Source organism: Streptomyces zagrosensis (assembly GCF_014203645.1).
GTDB lineage: Bacteria > Actinomycetota > Actinomycetes > Streptomycetales > Streptomycetaceae > Streptomyces > Streptomyces zagrosensis.
Genome location: NZ_JACHJL010000002.1, coordinates 507,188 through 519,600, shown reverse-complemented (window position 1 = coordinate 519,600; position 12,413 = coordinate 507,188). Strand labels below are relative to the sequence as shown.

Sequence of the window (12,413 nt, the reverse complement as noted above, 5' to 3'; positions counted from 1 at the left end):
CCGGTGGCGAGCGCCGTGGCGCGCGTCACCCGTGAGAGTGAGTTGAGACCTCTCCGAAACATAGGGCAATCGGCAGGCATGACCCCGTCATCACTGAGCAGACCCCTATAAAATCACCCAACTGCCTTGCTTTCCCAGGCAGTTAAGGGGAGATGGTCATGCAGAATCGTGCCTGTTACCAGTGGATTACCGATTCCTCCGAACGCACCCTTCGAGCCCTACTATCGGCTCGCCATGACAGCAGCAGGGAAGCACCAGGTGAGCCGGTCGTCCGGCCGCCGGTTGGGGCGGGCGGGCATCCGGGACGTGGCCGCCGCAGCCGGGGTCTCGATCACGACCGTCTCCGACGCGCTCAACGGCAAGGGACGGCTACCGGATGCCACCCGCCGCCACGTCCGCGAGGTCGCCGACCGGCTGGGCTACCGCCCCTCCGCCGCGGCCCGCACGCTCCGTACCGGCAAGTCAGGTCTCATTGGCCTGACCGTGACGACATACGGGGATGAACCTTTCACCTTCACCGAGTTCGCATACTTCGCCGAGATGGCCCGCGCGGCCACCTCCGCCGCGCTGGCCCGCGGCTACGCCCTCGTCATCCTGCCCGCCACCTCGCGCCACGATGTGTGGTCCAACGTCGCACTGGACGGCACCGTGGTCATCGACCCCTCCGATCAAGACCCGGTGGTGGCCGAACTCGTACGACACGGCATTCCGGTCGTCTCTGACGGCCGCCCCGCCGGATCGCTGCCGGTCACCGCCTGGGTGGACAACGACCACCAAGCTGCGGTGCACGGGCTGCTCGACCACCTCGCCGAGGCGGGCGCACGCCGCATTGGGCTGCTCACCGGGACCACCACCGATACCTACACCCGGCTCTCCACCTCCGCATACCTCGCCTGGTGCGAGCACGTGGGCCAAGACCCGGTCTACGAGGAGTACCAGGCACACGACCCGTGCGCCGGAGCCGTCGCCGCCGATCGACTCCTGGCCAGGCCCGACCGGCCGGATGCGGTCTACGGCCTCTTCGATCCCAACGGCACCGACCTGCTCGCCGCCGCCCGGCGCTATGGGCTGCGGGTCCCAGATGACCTGCTGCTCGTGTGCTGTAGCGAGTCCACCGTCTACACCACCACCGACCCGCCCGTCACCACCCTCTCCCTCAAACCCCGCCGGATCGGCACCGCCGTCGTACAACTCTTGATCGACGCCATCGAGGGCGTGGACGGCGGCGGCCCAGTCGAACAGGTGATACCTACCGAGCTCATCGTGCGGACGTCGTCACAGCGGCGACCTCCGCGTACCACCGTGAGCGCCCCGCGCGGTCCCACCGGCGCCTGACGTCCGGAACCCACCTCCCCCGCCCCTGGACGTGTGTCCTCCCCAACACGCTCACCCCACCCCATCCGCCGTACCCGGTTCCGCTGGGCTGGCCGGTCTGACCTATGTGGTCGGCCGGCACCGGCTTGTTACGACGTAATGTGCCCCTTCTAAGCGGCCAATTCGGGAGAAATGCCCGGCGAACCTTGCACGCGGCCCATTTGGCCACCCCTGGTGCGTCACAACCCACGACGGTCATTCCTATGATGGGCGGACGACACCGCGGACCGCCAACGACCAGGCAAGGTCCAGAAGGTGCACGGCGGCGCGATGGTGGAGGGGTCAATGACTCAGGGGGCCGGTCAGGGACCCACGGCACGGACCACGTCTACGCATCCGGATGCGGGACACGACACGCAGCCCGAGCAGGGCGAAGCACAACACCCACCCGCCCCACCGGCGCCTCCCGCCCCGGCGCAGGGCGGGCCCATCGCAACCCAACCTGCCGCACACCAACCTGCCGCGGCCCACGCCGCTCAGGCGCACGCCGCTGAGGGCCACGCACACGCGGCCCCCCTGGGCGCCGTCAACGCGGCCCCCCTGGGCCCTGACAGCACCGGTTCGCTGGGCCCCGACGGCACCGGCTCGCGCCCGGCGCAGCGCCCCGGCGCGCCCGAGGCCACTGCTGCCAACGCGCAGGCGAGTGCGCCCACCGTCCGCATGTCGCACGTCAGCCCCGCGTCCGCGCGGGTACGGCCGATCGCCGCCGGGTCGTCCCCGGCTGGTTCGCCGCGCCCACCGTTGACGCCGCCGCCCGTTACACCACCCGGGCCCACGCCCGCGGCGCCCGCGCCACAGCCCCGGCGAGAGCACCAGGCGCCGGCGCAGCGCGCGGCCCCGTCGTACGCGCCGCCGCCGGCCCCGTTGCCGAACGCGCCGCAGCCCACAGCACCGCAGGCGGCACCGGCGCACCACTCAACCGAAGCGCCCCCGCCCCACGCGCTCCCACCGCAGACTGCTCCGTCCTCCCTCACGCCGTCCGCGTCGCAGTCGGCCACCCGTCAGCCGTCCCACCCGCAGTCGTACGCCCCCGGCGCAGCTACCGTGCCTGGGCAGCGGCAGCCGACCAGCACGGGGCCCGACGCGCGGATGGCAGCGCCCGATGGCTACCGAGCCCCGGCAGCCCCCGCCGGCGCGACCAGCAGCGCGCTTGGCACGGCTGGCACCGGCAACACGCCCAGTACCAGCAGAACGCTCGGCACCATCGGCACACCCCGCACCAACACCACGACGAGCACCACGGGGACAGCGGGCATGGCAGGTCATGCCGGCCCCGCCGACCCGTTGCACGATGACCCCGAGTACACGCCGACCGAGCGCGACTTGCCCGTCATCGCCCGGGGCGTCGGGCCAGGGAGCACCATCGCCGATCTGCCCACGGCCGGCTTCGCCGACGCGCTCGGGCCCGAGCCCGCCCCCGTACTCGCGCGGCCCGAAACCGATGGCCTCGGCCCGTTGTTCGTGGTCGGCGATGTGCACGGCTACCTCGATGAGTTGCGCGCGGCACTGGCCGAACAGGGGTTGATCGACGCCGAGGCCAACTGGGCCGCCGGCAACACCCGGCTGTGGTTCCTCGGCGACTTCACCGACCGCGGCCCGGACGGCATCGGCGTCATCGACCTGGTCATGCAGCTTTCCGCGCAGGCCGCCGCCGCGGGCGGCTACTGCAAGGCGCTGATGGGCAACCACGAACTGCTGTTGCTCGGCGCCAAGAGATTCGGTGATACTCCCGTCCAGTCCGGTGCGGGCACCGCCTCCTTCCAGGCAGCCTGGCTGCTCAACGGTGGGCAGCGCACCGACATGGAGCGTCTCGAAGACCACCACTTGCAGTGGATGTCCCGACTGGATGCGATGGCCGAGGAAGACGGCCATCTGCTGCTGCACTCCGACACCACCGCGTACCTCGATTACGGCGATTCCATCGAGGCCGTCAACGACACCGTCACCGAGACGCTGCAACGCAGCGATGCGGACGAATGCTGGGATTTGTTCCGCAAGTTCACCAAGCGCTTCGCCTTCCGAGACGAGGCCGGGGCGTTGGCCGTACGCGAACTCCTCGACGCCTACGGCGGCGAACGCCTGGTGCACGGGCACAGCCCGATCCCGTATCTACTCGGTGAGGTGGGTGCCGAGGACGCCGATGGCGAGGACGGAGCGCCGGCCGTCAACGGTCCGCATGTGTACGCCGACGACCTCGCGATCGCCATGGACGGCGGCGTCACCATGGCTGGAAAGCTGCTGGTAGTGCGTTTTCCCTTGCGTGATTGAGGGTTCGGTCGGCGGGTAGGCGGGCAGATAGGAGTTCCACTCGCGCGGGGCGTTTTCGGAAAACCCTCTGTTACCCCGTGCCGGTACGGCTCTACCATCGGCTTATCCGTAGCAGGCTCTCCTCCGTTTCCGCCCGTGACCGGTAACAGCCGGCATCAAGGCCCTACGGAGCATCGGGGGATGCATACATGAACAGCGCTCCACACCTACTCACCGAGGATCGCCCAGATTTTGAGCGCATTCTCGATGAGGCGCTGCGCACGGCAGACCACCACCCTGGCCTGAACACTGTGGGTCAGCGGCTCAGTAAGCAACAACTGCGCACCGTGGCGCTCGGCGCAGCGGCTGCCATTTCGGCGTGCGCAGCAGCGGAATACGAACGATATGTCCAGGCACGCGATGAACTACGTACGCCCCAGGCTGCCGCACGGTCCGCAGCAGACGAAGGCGATGCGGATCGTGGCACGCTGTCGCTGGCCACAGCGATGGGTGACGTCGCCGACAGCTCCGGTGCCGGCCTTGTCGCCGTGCTCGCGGTGCTGGCACCGGTCCTTGCCGGCGCCGCTGCCGCGATCTTTCTCGTCGTCGGCTACGTCCTGCGGGTGTTCGCCCCGGACGCGACCGTTGGCGAACCCTTGGTCACGGCGGGCTGGGTGTTCGCGGCGTGCGCCGCGGTTGGCGTCCTGATAGCCGCCGTTGGGCTGCTGATCACCGCCCTGCGCAACAACGGTGACGGACGCGGTCAGCGCCCCCGCACCCGGACTGAAGAGGTCAATAGCGCGCGGGAAGCCTGGCATCAGGCCCTGTTGGAGCGGGGCATATTGCCCTTCCTCAGCGAGGCACTGGCGAACCCGGACAGCGTCGCCATCCCACCAGCCGTCACACCAGGCGCCTCACCCGCCTCTTCCGGCTACCGGGCCAAGCGCTCGGACCCGGTCAGCCGCACGCCCCACTTGGGCTACAGCCGACCAGGCTTCACCAGCCCGGGAGACAGTGACTCCGAGACGGCGAACCGGCCGCGCTACAGCAGCCCGGACTTCTCCAGCCCGGAGTTCGGCGGCCAGGACCATCGATCGAACTAGCGCAACCGGGCGGGCGGATGACGGCACACACCGCCAACCACCCGCCCCCGTGACGCTTCCATGCCCGTCCTTACGCCTCAGGCGCCCACTGACACGCCCTCAGCGAATCGTCGGACTTACTCCGCGATGGGCAGATAGACCCGATTGCCCGCAGCGGCGAACTCCTTGGACTTCTCCGCCATGCCGGCCTCGGCCGCGGCGGCGTCCATGGCGCCACCGTGCTCTCGACGGATGTCATGGGAAATCTTCATCGAGCAGAACATGGTAGAAAGCACCACACGACGAGCTAGCGCGGAGCGTCGCGGACGCTGCGTTGGAGGATGTCGGTCAGCACCCCAGCAGCGGTGGCGAAGTCATTGTCGTCGTGCAGCACGATCAACCCGTGGTGGGCCGCGGTGGCGCAGATCATCAGATCGACGGTGGACAGCGCCCGGACAGCTCCACCGCTCTGGGCGAGCCTGAACTGGGCGGACTCGATCCAGCCCCACGTGTTCTTCGGCAGGGGCACATCGGGATACAGGTCGGCGAACATCTCGCCCATCTGCTCGTAGTGGGCGAGGTTGCGGGCGGAACGCCGGAACTCAGTGCGCTGGGGAGCACACGAGCCGATGACACGGAGATCGATGTCCTCACCCCACGCGTCGTTCAGGTGCTCTTCGCGTAACAGCCGCCACACGGCGGTCGAGTCCGCGAGGTAGCGGATCATCCGTCCCTCCGCTTCTCGGCCTCGTGGAGCAGCTGCCACCCCTCGTAGTCCCACTCCTGAGCGGCCTGGAAGTGCCGAGCCCGCCGGGCGGCCCGCTCGTGTCTCTCGGCGTACTCGCGCAGGGCCTCGTTCACCACCTCTTTCTTGGTCGCGCCCCCGGAGAAGCGAAGGGCCTTCGCGAGGGCGTCTTCGTCCAGGTCGATGGTCGTCACGCCCATATGTTCCTCCACTATATAAGACCAACAACGCTCTTGAATATAACAGCGACCGCCCGATCCCGGCCCGTGAACGCGCCCGAGCGCCGTCCCGGGTGGGTCGGGACGGCGCTCGGGGGAGGGTGGGTCAGTCGGCGATGGGCAGATAGACCCGATTGCCCGCAGCGGCGAACTCCTTAGACTTCTCCGCCATCCCGGCCTCGGCCGCGGCGGCGTCCATGGCACCACCGTGCTCTCGACGGATGTCATGAGAGATCTTCATCGAGCAGAACTTCGGGCCGCACATCGAGCAGAAGTGTGCGGTTTTGGCGGGCTCGGCTGGCAGCGTCTCATCGTGGAAGGCGCGCGCCGTGTCCGGGTCGAGGGCTAGGTTGAACTGGTCCTCCCAGCGGAACTCAAACCGCGCATCGGACAGCGCGTCATCCCAATCCTGGGCCCCCGGGTGCCCCTTGGCCAGGTCGGCCGCGTGCGCGGCGATTTTGTACGTGATGACGCCGGTCTTCACATCGTCGCGATCTGGCAGCCCCAGGTGCTCCTTGGGCGTGACGTAGCACAGCATCGCCGTGCCCCACCAGGCGATCATCGCGGCGCCGATGCCCGAGGTGATGTGGTCGTACGCGGGTGCCACATCGGTGGTCAGCGGGCCAAGGGTGTAGAACGGCGCCTCCTCGCAGATCTCCTGCTGAAGGTCGATGTTCTCCTTGATCTTGTGCATCGGGACATGCCCCGGGCCCTCGATCATGGTTTGCACATGATGCCGCTTGGCGATGGTGTTCAGCTCACCTAGCGTCTTGAGCTCGGCGAACTGCGCCTCGTCGTTGGCGTCCGCGATGGAACCTGGCCGCAGCCCATCACCGAGGGAGAACGTGACGTCGTACGCCGCGAGGATGTCGCACAGCTCCTCGAAGTTCTCGTAGAGGAAGCTCTCCTTGTGGTGCGCCAGGCACCAGGCCGCCATGATCGAGCCGCCGCGCGAGACGATGCCGGTCTTGCGGCGGGCGGTGAGCGGCACGTACCGCAGCAGCACGCCCGCGTGCACCGTCATGTAGTCAACGCCCTGTTCGGCCTGCTCAATGATGGTGTCCTTGTAGATCTCCCAGGTCAGTTCCTCGGCCCGGCCATCGACCTTCTCCAGGGCCTGGTAGAGCGGGACGGTGCCAATCGGCACGGGGGAGTTGCGCAGCACCCATTCGCGGGTGGTGTGGATGTTGCGGCCGGTGGACAGGTCCATGACCGTGTCCGCGCCCCAGCGGGTCGCCCAGGTCATCTTGTCCACCTCCTCCTCGATGGAGGAGGTGACGGCCGAGTTGCCGATATTGGCGTTGACCTTGACCAAGAACCGCTTGCCGATGATCATCGGCTCGATCTCGGGGTGGTTGACGTTGACGGGCATCACCGCGCGACCTGCGGCGATCTCCTCGCGGACCACCTCAGAGGAGACGTTCTCGCGCAGCGCGACGTACTCCATCTCCGGCGTAATATCGCCGCGCTTGGCGTACGCGAGTTGGGTGACGGCCTGTCCGTCACGCCCACGGCGCGGCTGCCGAGGGCGGCCGGGGAAGACCGCGTCAAGGTTCTTCAACCCACCGCGCGGCGACGTGTGCTTGATGCCGTCGTCCTCGGGGCGCAGGGGGCGGCCCGCGTACTCCTCGGTGTCGCTGCGACCAATGATCCAGTTCTCGCGCAGCGGCGGCAGCCCGCGCCGCACATCGGTGTCGATGGTGGGGTCGGTGTACGGGCCGGATGTGTCGTACAGCGTGACGTCCCGGCCGTTGGTGAGGTGCACTCGCCGCACCGGAACCCGCAGGTCGGGGCGCGAGCCATCCAGATAGCCCTTATGCCATCCGATGCGCTGTGACTCGCCGTCGGTGTCGCTAGCCTCAACGGAGGCAGGCGTGCGTGCGTCCTGAAAGGTCATGAGACCTACTCCCTACGCCGGCATTACCCGGTAACAGGTTCGGCGGTCGGCGCAGCCGCTTCCGTCCAGAACCACCGGCGTCTGCCAGTCGTCTCGTACGGAGATCAGCGCCCTCTCAGCCCGGTGCTCCGAGCTCCCGCGATTGCAAAGGTGCCACCACGCTAGCGGTTCCCAGACGGATTGGACCAGAGGGCCTTGCGATGATCGGACCATGACTCCCACCGAGCCAGGGCCGGAGCGGCGGCCAGGACCCCACGCCGAGCAGCCGCACGCCCCCACCCCGCCGCCCGCCACCGGGCAGCCGCAGGGACCCGGCCACCCCCACCCGCAGCCACCTCCCCCGCAGCAGCCCCCCGGACCGCCGCGGCCACCCGGCAACGGTGGTGAGGGCGGCAACGGCAGCGACAGCGGTGGTGGTGGCAGCGACGGCGATGACGAGCTCGGCGGACCTGATCACAGGCACGGGCCGGGACCGGGGCGGGGACACAGACACAGTCCTGGCCAGGGCCAGGGCCGCGCCGATGGCCACGGGCAAGGGGGCAGTCACGTACACAGCCATGGGCACAGTCACAGCCACGGGCCCGCCGCCCCGGTCTCCTCACATCTGCGCAAGGTCATCGCGGCGGTGCTCATCCCGTTCAGCGTGGCCGTCGTCGCCGGGCTGATCGTGTTGTGGCCGGGTGGCGCCCCCGGGCACGAGGGCCAGTCGGGACTCGGATTCGACCAGAAAACCGAGTCGGGCCGGGTGGTGCAGCTCGACACGGTGCGATGCGCCGACGTGGGCGCCCTGCCGCCGGCGCAGCAACCACCGCCGGGCGAGCAACCGGGCGGCACAGAGCCGGCGCCCGCGGCCAAGGATGACCCCTGCAAAAAGGCGACAATCGAGGTGACGTCGGGCAAGGACAAGGGCCGCCGATTCACCGAGATCGTGCAGCCAACGCAATCCCGGCAGTACGAGAAGGACCAAAAACTCCTCCTCGCGTACGCCCCCAAAGCACCGAAAAACCTTCAATACTCGGTCTCCGATGTCGATCGGAAACTGCCGATGATGCTGTTGGCGGGGCTCTTCGCACTGGTCGTGGTCGCGGTGGGGCGGATGCGCGGCGTCTTCGCGCTGGTGGCTCTCGCGATCAGCTTCGGCGTGCTGACACTCTTCATCCTGCCTGCGGTCCTGCAAGGTTCGAACCCGCTGGTCGTGGCGGTGATCGGGGGCAGCGCCATCATGTTGATCGCGCTGTACCTGTGCCACGGCCTCACGGCCAGAACCTCGGTAGCGGTGGTCGGCACGCTGATCTCCCTGCTGCTGATCGGCCTGCTTGGCTCGCTGTTCATCGGGTGGGCACATCTGACCGGCAACACCGACGACCAGACCGGCCTGGTGCACGGCCTTTACCCCGACATCGAGATCGAGGGCCTGCTGCTCGCCGGGGTCATCATTGGCTCACTCGGCGTCCTTGACGATGTGACGGTCACCCAAACCTCGGCGGTGTGGGAGCTCAAGGCGGCCGACCCATCGGCGCATTGGCGCACGCTGTACGCGGCGGCCATGCGCATCGGCCGAGACCACATCGCTTCGGTGGTGAACACCCTGGTGCTCGCCTACGCGGGTGCCGCACTGCCGCTACTGCTGCTGTTTTCCATCGCGGACAGCGGGGTGAGCACGGTGGCGACCAGCGAAATCGTCGCGGAGGAGATCGTACGAACCTTGGTCGGCAGCATCGGCCTGGTGGCCTCGGTCCCGGTGACCACCGCACTCGCGGCGCTGGTGGTCTCGGCCGACCGGTCACGCCCGGGGGCTGCGAGTACGCCCGCTCCGGCCGGGGCGGTCGGCGCCGCCGGCACGGGAGCGGGAGCGGGGCAGTGGACCGAGTCCGGCCCGCTGACGGCAGAGCAGCAGCCGTCCGGCGAACCCGAGGCCGGACCGGCCACCGGCACGAGCCGAGCCACGAGCACCGCGGCGGGGCGCAGGGCGGGCCTACCGGGACGCGGCAGCGGACGACGACGCCGGGCGAAGTGAAAAGGCGACGCTGAGCGCAGCGAGGCAAGGCACAGAGCGAAGCGAAGCACGGCACAGAGCGAAGCGAAGCACGGCACAGAGCGAGCCAGGGCATGGCGCTGAGTGAGCCAGGGCATGGCGCTGAGTGAGCCGGGGCGGAACAAGGCCAGGCCCAGGCGGGCCAGGGGCCCGCTGCAACGGGCGGCGAGGCCAGGTGCCCGGGCCGCGTCAGCGCGTCGGGCGCCGCGACGTGCGCGCAAAGCGCCGCGACGTGCGCGTAAAAACGTCCAGGCAACGCGCCGTGGGCGGCACGTTCTTACCCTGCGTAGCGGTCCTCCGCCAGGATGCGGTCCAGCACCGCGTCCAGGCTGCTAGCAGAATCGCTCGCCTCCTCCTCGGAGCCGACCGGGACCAATCGGTCCGTACGATCCAAGAAGGCCACCAATGGGGCTGCACTCACCCGGAACAGGGCACCCTCGGCGCCCACTTGGAGCCGGATCAACGTATCCGCCAGCTCCTCTGGGCCGGCGGGGCAGATATGAACATCGCCCTCACCGGTGGGCCCACTGAGCCCGTCGAGCAACAACTCCCGGGCAAACGCCCAGCTCACGGGAGCATCGCCGGGAAGGTGGAAGGTGAACTGCACCGCGTACGGGTCGGCCTTGTCGTACCCGAGCTCGACCGGAATGCGGAAGGAGAGCTCCTCCGAGACGAAGAAGGTCATCGTCACCTCTGCCTGGACTGTGTCACGCATCGTTCGCCGCCCCGAGTCGGTAGGAATGGCCAGGTTTAAGCCCTCCTGGCCCTCTTGACGCCATCGTCCGCCAACGCTTGGCGGATCACAAGGAGTGAGTTTTCAGATACTGATAGAGAACGACAGAGAGCTGATGAGCGCTCCGACTCTGGAGCGTAGCGAATTGACAGCGGGACGGAGCCGTTCCGCTTTGTCTGAGGGTGCGGAAACCGCCAAGGTCGCTGTGGCGTAGGCGGCGGGTGCGGGGAAGGCGACACAGAGTGTGCCGGGCGCATACTTCCCCTGCTCACAGACCGGCTGAAAACGCCGCCTTGCGGCGAGCCGACGCCGGAAATCCGCCTCGTGAGAGCCTGAGTTCGGGGCGCGGGGCCGCATGGGACAGCGGGCGAAGTGGTCGCGGCACTCCACCTCATCGAGGTGCGCCAGCAGGCACTGACCGATGACGTGTGCGTGTGCGGCCTCCCGGAAGTCGGCCCGTTCCACGACCGCTTGCGCCCCGGGCGCGTCGGCGGCAACAAGCGCCTCGACCTCACCCGCACGGTAAACGGCGAAGTAGACGGCCACGCTCAGCTCGTGGGCGAGCGCGGCAACGGTGTTGGTGACGCGCCCGCACCGCCGCCTTGGCCGGAAGGCGGACGGGCGACACCTGCCGGACGGGGCCACCCTCGCCACCGCTGCGTCATCCGGCCCGCGTGTCCCGCTGGGGCTCGAACCGGACCGCAACATGTCGCGCTTTCAGCGGCGTACGAGTTTCGAGTGGGCTGGCTCAGCACCTGCCGCGCACTGGGTCAGGTCCGAGCCAGCCGACGCATGAGGAGGGTCGGGCCACAGGGCGTTGGTGCGCTCACCAATCGTCGCGCGAGGAGCGAGACAACGAAGACGAGGACGACGATGAGGTGAATTTGCGCACCGCGTAGATCAGGCCACCGATGATGGCGACCAGAAGCAGTGCCCGGAACAGCAGCCAGGCGACGAGACCAACGACGCTGGTGATGGGGCTACTGAACACGGCGATGATCAGGAGGGGTGCGGCGATCCACTTCACCCACCACGGAAGGCCCTGGAATATCCGCTTCGCGGCCACGATGGCACCCTGCTTTCTGCTTGCCCTGCTCGATCCCGTGATCTGGCTGCTTCGTTGCTCTCCCCCTCGCAGTCCCGATGCTAGAGCGGCGCACCGGCATATGGGGATGTTGTGGCCCTTGTACTCCCCTGACCCATCCCCTACGGGTCGCGTCGCCCCGATGTGCGGGTTCCGCTGCCACGGCCTGCGGGTTCGCTACCGCGGGCCTGCGCATGGGCTACCGCGGCGTCGGGTCAGCTCTCCGGCGGGGAGAAGACGACCATGACCCGCAGGTCCTCCGTAATGTGGTGAAACTTGTGCGGAACTCCGGCCGGCACATAAACGACGCTACCGCGCGCCACCGCGGTGGTCTCGGTTCCCACCGTGATCGCAGCCCGGCCGCTGACCACCAGATACACCTCGTCTTGCCGATGCGGTTGCTGCGGATCGGTGTTGCCCGCGTCCAGCGCATACAACCCCACGGACATGTTGCGCTCGCGCAGGAACTGTAGGTACGCGCCGTCATTCGCGGCGCGCTCCGCCTCCAGCTCGTCTAGCCGGAACGCCTTCATGCCCTCTCCACCCCTTGCCGTGTCATCTGCAACGATCGTTTCCATGAAGAATTTCATCATCAAGACGCTCGCCAACGCCGCCGCCCTCGCGGTCGCCATATGGCTGCTCAAGGACATCACCTTGACCGGTGAGAACACCGGCCGCAAGACGATCACCTTGATTCTGGTCGCGCTGCTCTTCGGCTTGGTGAACTTTGTCGTCAAGCCGGTTGTGAAGCTGCTCTCCCTTCCCCTGTTCATCCTCACCCTCGGTCTGATCACGCTGGTCATCAATGCCCTGATGCTGCTGCTGACCTCGTGGCTGGCCGACAAGGCGGACCTGAGCTTCCAGGTGGAGGGCTTCGGGACCGCGGTGGTCGGCGGACTGATCATCTCCGTCGTCTCCTGGATCATGCACCTGGTCCTGCCGGACAAGGATTGATCCCATGACACATGCGGAAGGGCGCGCGGCTGACCGCGCGGCAA

At 68.2% G+C, this 12,413-nt stretch carries 12 protein-coding genes; 5 read left to right on the top strand and 7 right to left on the bottom strand.

What is annotated here, in order from left to right:
* Positions 1-234 precede the first annotated feature (234 nt).
* The 3 genes from FHS42_RS05820 to FHS42_RS05810 all read left to right on the top strand — a co-directional run bounded on the left by FHS42_RS05820 (position 235) and on the right by FHS42_RS05810 (position 4,724).
* Positions 235-1,335 (top strand): LacI family DNA-binding transcriptional regulator, encoded by a 1,101-nt coding sequence (locus FHS42_RS05820; RefSeq protein ID WP_184569421.1) that lies wholly within the window; start codon positions 235-237, stop codon positions 1,333-1,335.
* 1,128 nt (positions 1,336-2,463) lie between these two features.
* The gene (locus FHS42_RS05815) at positions 2,464-3,642 is read left to right on the top strand and encodes a metallophosphoesterase (RefSeq protein WP_246494218.1); all 1,179 of its coding nucleotides are present in this window, start codon (positions 2,464-2,466) and stop codon (positions 3,640-3,642) included.
* 188 nt (positions 3,643-3,830) lie between these two features.
* Entirely contained in the window at positions 3,831-4,724 is an 894-nt protein-coding gene (locus tag FHS42_RS05810; RefSeq protein ID WP_184569420.1) for a hypothetical protein, read from the top strand.
* Positions 4,725-4,840: 116 nt separating this feature from the next.
* Here FHS42_RS05810 and FHS42_RS38095 read toward each other — a convergent pair whose 3' ends face one another.
* The 4 genes from FHS42_RS38095 to thiC form a co-directional block, all read right to left on the bottom strand.
* The gene (locus tag FHS42_RS38095) at positions 4,841-4,975 is read right to left on the bottom strand and encodes a hypothetical protein (RefSeq protein WP_281392697.1); all 135 of its coding nucleotides are present in this window, start codon (positions 4,973-4,975) and stop codon (positions 4,841-4,843) included.
* 35 nt (positions 4,976-5,010) lie between these two features.
* Positions 5,011-5,430 carry a PIN domain-containing protein gene (locus tag FHS42_RS05805; RefSeq protein WP_184569419.1) on the bottom strand — a complete coding sequence of 140 codons (420 nt, stop codon included), beginning with the start codon at positions 5,428-5,430 and terminating at the stop codon, positions 5,011-5,013.
* The gene (locus FHS42_RS05800; protein WP_184569418.1) at positions 5,427-5,648 is read right to left on the bottom strand and encodes a type II toxin-antitoxin system VapB family antitoxin; all 222 of its coding nucleotides are present in this window, start codon (positions 5,646-5,648) and stop codon (positions 5,427-5,429) included. The genes FHS42_RS05805 and FHS42_RS05800 overlap by 4 nt, the downstream gene beginning before the upstream one ends.
* A 124-nt stretch (positions 5,649-5,772) precedes the next feature.
* Positions 5,773-7,563 carry a phosphomethylpyrimidine synthase ThiC gene (thiC, locus tag FHS42_RS05795; RefSeq protein ID WP_221476111.1) on the bottom strand — a complete coding sequence of 597 codons (1,791 nt, stop codon included), beginning with the start codon at positions 7,561-7,563 and terminating at the stop codon, positions 5,773-5,775.
* 211 nt (positions 7,564-7,774) lie between these two features.
* Here thiC and FHS42_RS05790 point away from each other — a divergent pair, with 211 nt between their 5' ends.
* A complete protein-coding gene (locus FHS42_RS05790; RefSeq protein ID WP_246494216.1) occupies positions 7,775-9,580 on the top strand; it encodes a YibE/F family protein in 1,806 nt (601 codons plus the stop codon).
* A gap of 295 nt (positions 9,581-9,875) precedes the next feature.
* Here the strand turns inward: FHS42_RS05790 and FHS42_RS05785 are convergent, their stop codons facing one another.
* The 3 genes from FHS42_RS05785 to FHS42_RS05770 all read right to left on the bottom strand — a co-directional run bounded on the left by FHS42_RS05785 (position 9,876) and on the right by FHS42_RS05770 (position 11,948).
* On the bottom strand, positions 9,876-10,313 hold the full coding sequence (locus FHS42_RS05785; RefSeq protein ID WP_184569417.1) for an SsgA family sporulation/cell division regulator: 438 nt from the start codon (positions 10,311-10,313) through the stop codon (positions 9,876-9,878).
* A gap of 844 nt (positions 10,314-11,157) precedes the next feature.
* Positions 11,158-11,397 (bottom strand): DUF5326 family protein, encoded by a 240-nt coding sequence (locus FHS42_RS36615; protein WP_184569415.1) that lies wholly within the window; start codon positions 11,395-11,397, stop codon positions 11,158-11,160.
* Between the two features lie 233 nt (positions 11,398-11,630).
* On the bottom strand, positions 11,631-11,948 hold the full coding sequence (locus FHS42_RS05770; RefSeq protein WP_184569788.1) for a cupin domain-containing protein: 318 nt from the start codon (positions 11,946-11,948) through the stop codon (positions 11,631-11,633).
* Positions 11,949-11,991: 43 nt separating this feature from the next.
* Between FHS42_RS05770 and FHS42_RS05765 the strand changes: the two genes are divergently transcribed.
* A complete protein-coding gene (locus tag FHS42_RS05765) occupies positions 11,992-12,369 on the top strand; it encodes a phage holin family protein (RefSeq protein WP_184569414.1) in 378 nt (125 codons plus the stop codon).
* The last annotated feature ends 44 nt before the right edge of the window (positions 12,370-12,413 follow it).

Excerpts from the sequence above, each read along its gene's own strand:
- FHS42_RS05765 (WP_184569414.1), top strand. The coding sequence starts at position 11,992 with ATGAAGAATTTCATCATCAAGACGCTCGCCAACGCCGCCGCCCTCGCG.
- FHS42_RS05770 (WP_184569788.1), bottom strand. The coding sequence starts at position 11,948 with ATGAAGGCGTTCCGGCTAGACGAGCTGGAGGCGGAGCGCGCCGCGAAT.
- FHS42_RS05805 (WP_184569419.1), bottom strand. The coding sequence starts at position 5,430 with ATGATCCGCTACCTCGCGGACTCGACCGCCGTGTGGCGGCTGTTACGC.
- FHS42_RS05800 (WP_184569418.1), bottom strand. The coding sequence starts at position 5,648 with ATGGGCGTGACGACCATCGACCTGGACGAAGACGCCCTCGCGAAGGCC.
- FHS42_RS05790 (WP_246494216.1), top strand. The coding sequence starts at position 7,775 with ATGACTCCCACCGAGCCAGGGCCGGAGCGGCGGCCAGGACCCCACGCC.
- FHS42_RS05785 (WP_184569417.1), bottom strand. The coding sequence starts at position 10,313 with ATGCGTGACACAGTCCAGGCAGAGGTGACGATGACCTTCTTCGTCTCG.
- FHS42_RS05815 (WP_246494218.1), top strand. The coding sequence starts at position 2,464 with ATGGCAGCGCCCGATGGCTACCGAGCCCCGGCAGCCCCCGCCGGCGCG.
- thiC (WP_221476111.1), bottom strand. The coding sequence starts at position 7,563 with ATGACCTTTCAGGACGCACGCACGCCTGCCTCCGTTGAGGCTAGCGAC.
- FHS42_RS05810 (WP_184569420.1), top strand. The coding sequence starts at position 3,831 with ATGAACAGCGCTCCACACCTACTCACCGAGGATCGCCCAGATTTTGAG.
- FHS42_RS05820 (WP_184569421.1), top strand. The coding sequence starts at position 235 with ATGACAGCAGCAGGGAAGCACCAGGTGAGCCGGTCGTCCGGCCGCCGG.
- FHS42_RS38095 (WP_281392697.1), bottom strand. The coding sequence starts at position 4,975 with ATGAAGATTTCCCATGACATCCGTCGAGAGCACGGTGGCGCCATGGAC.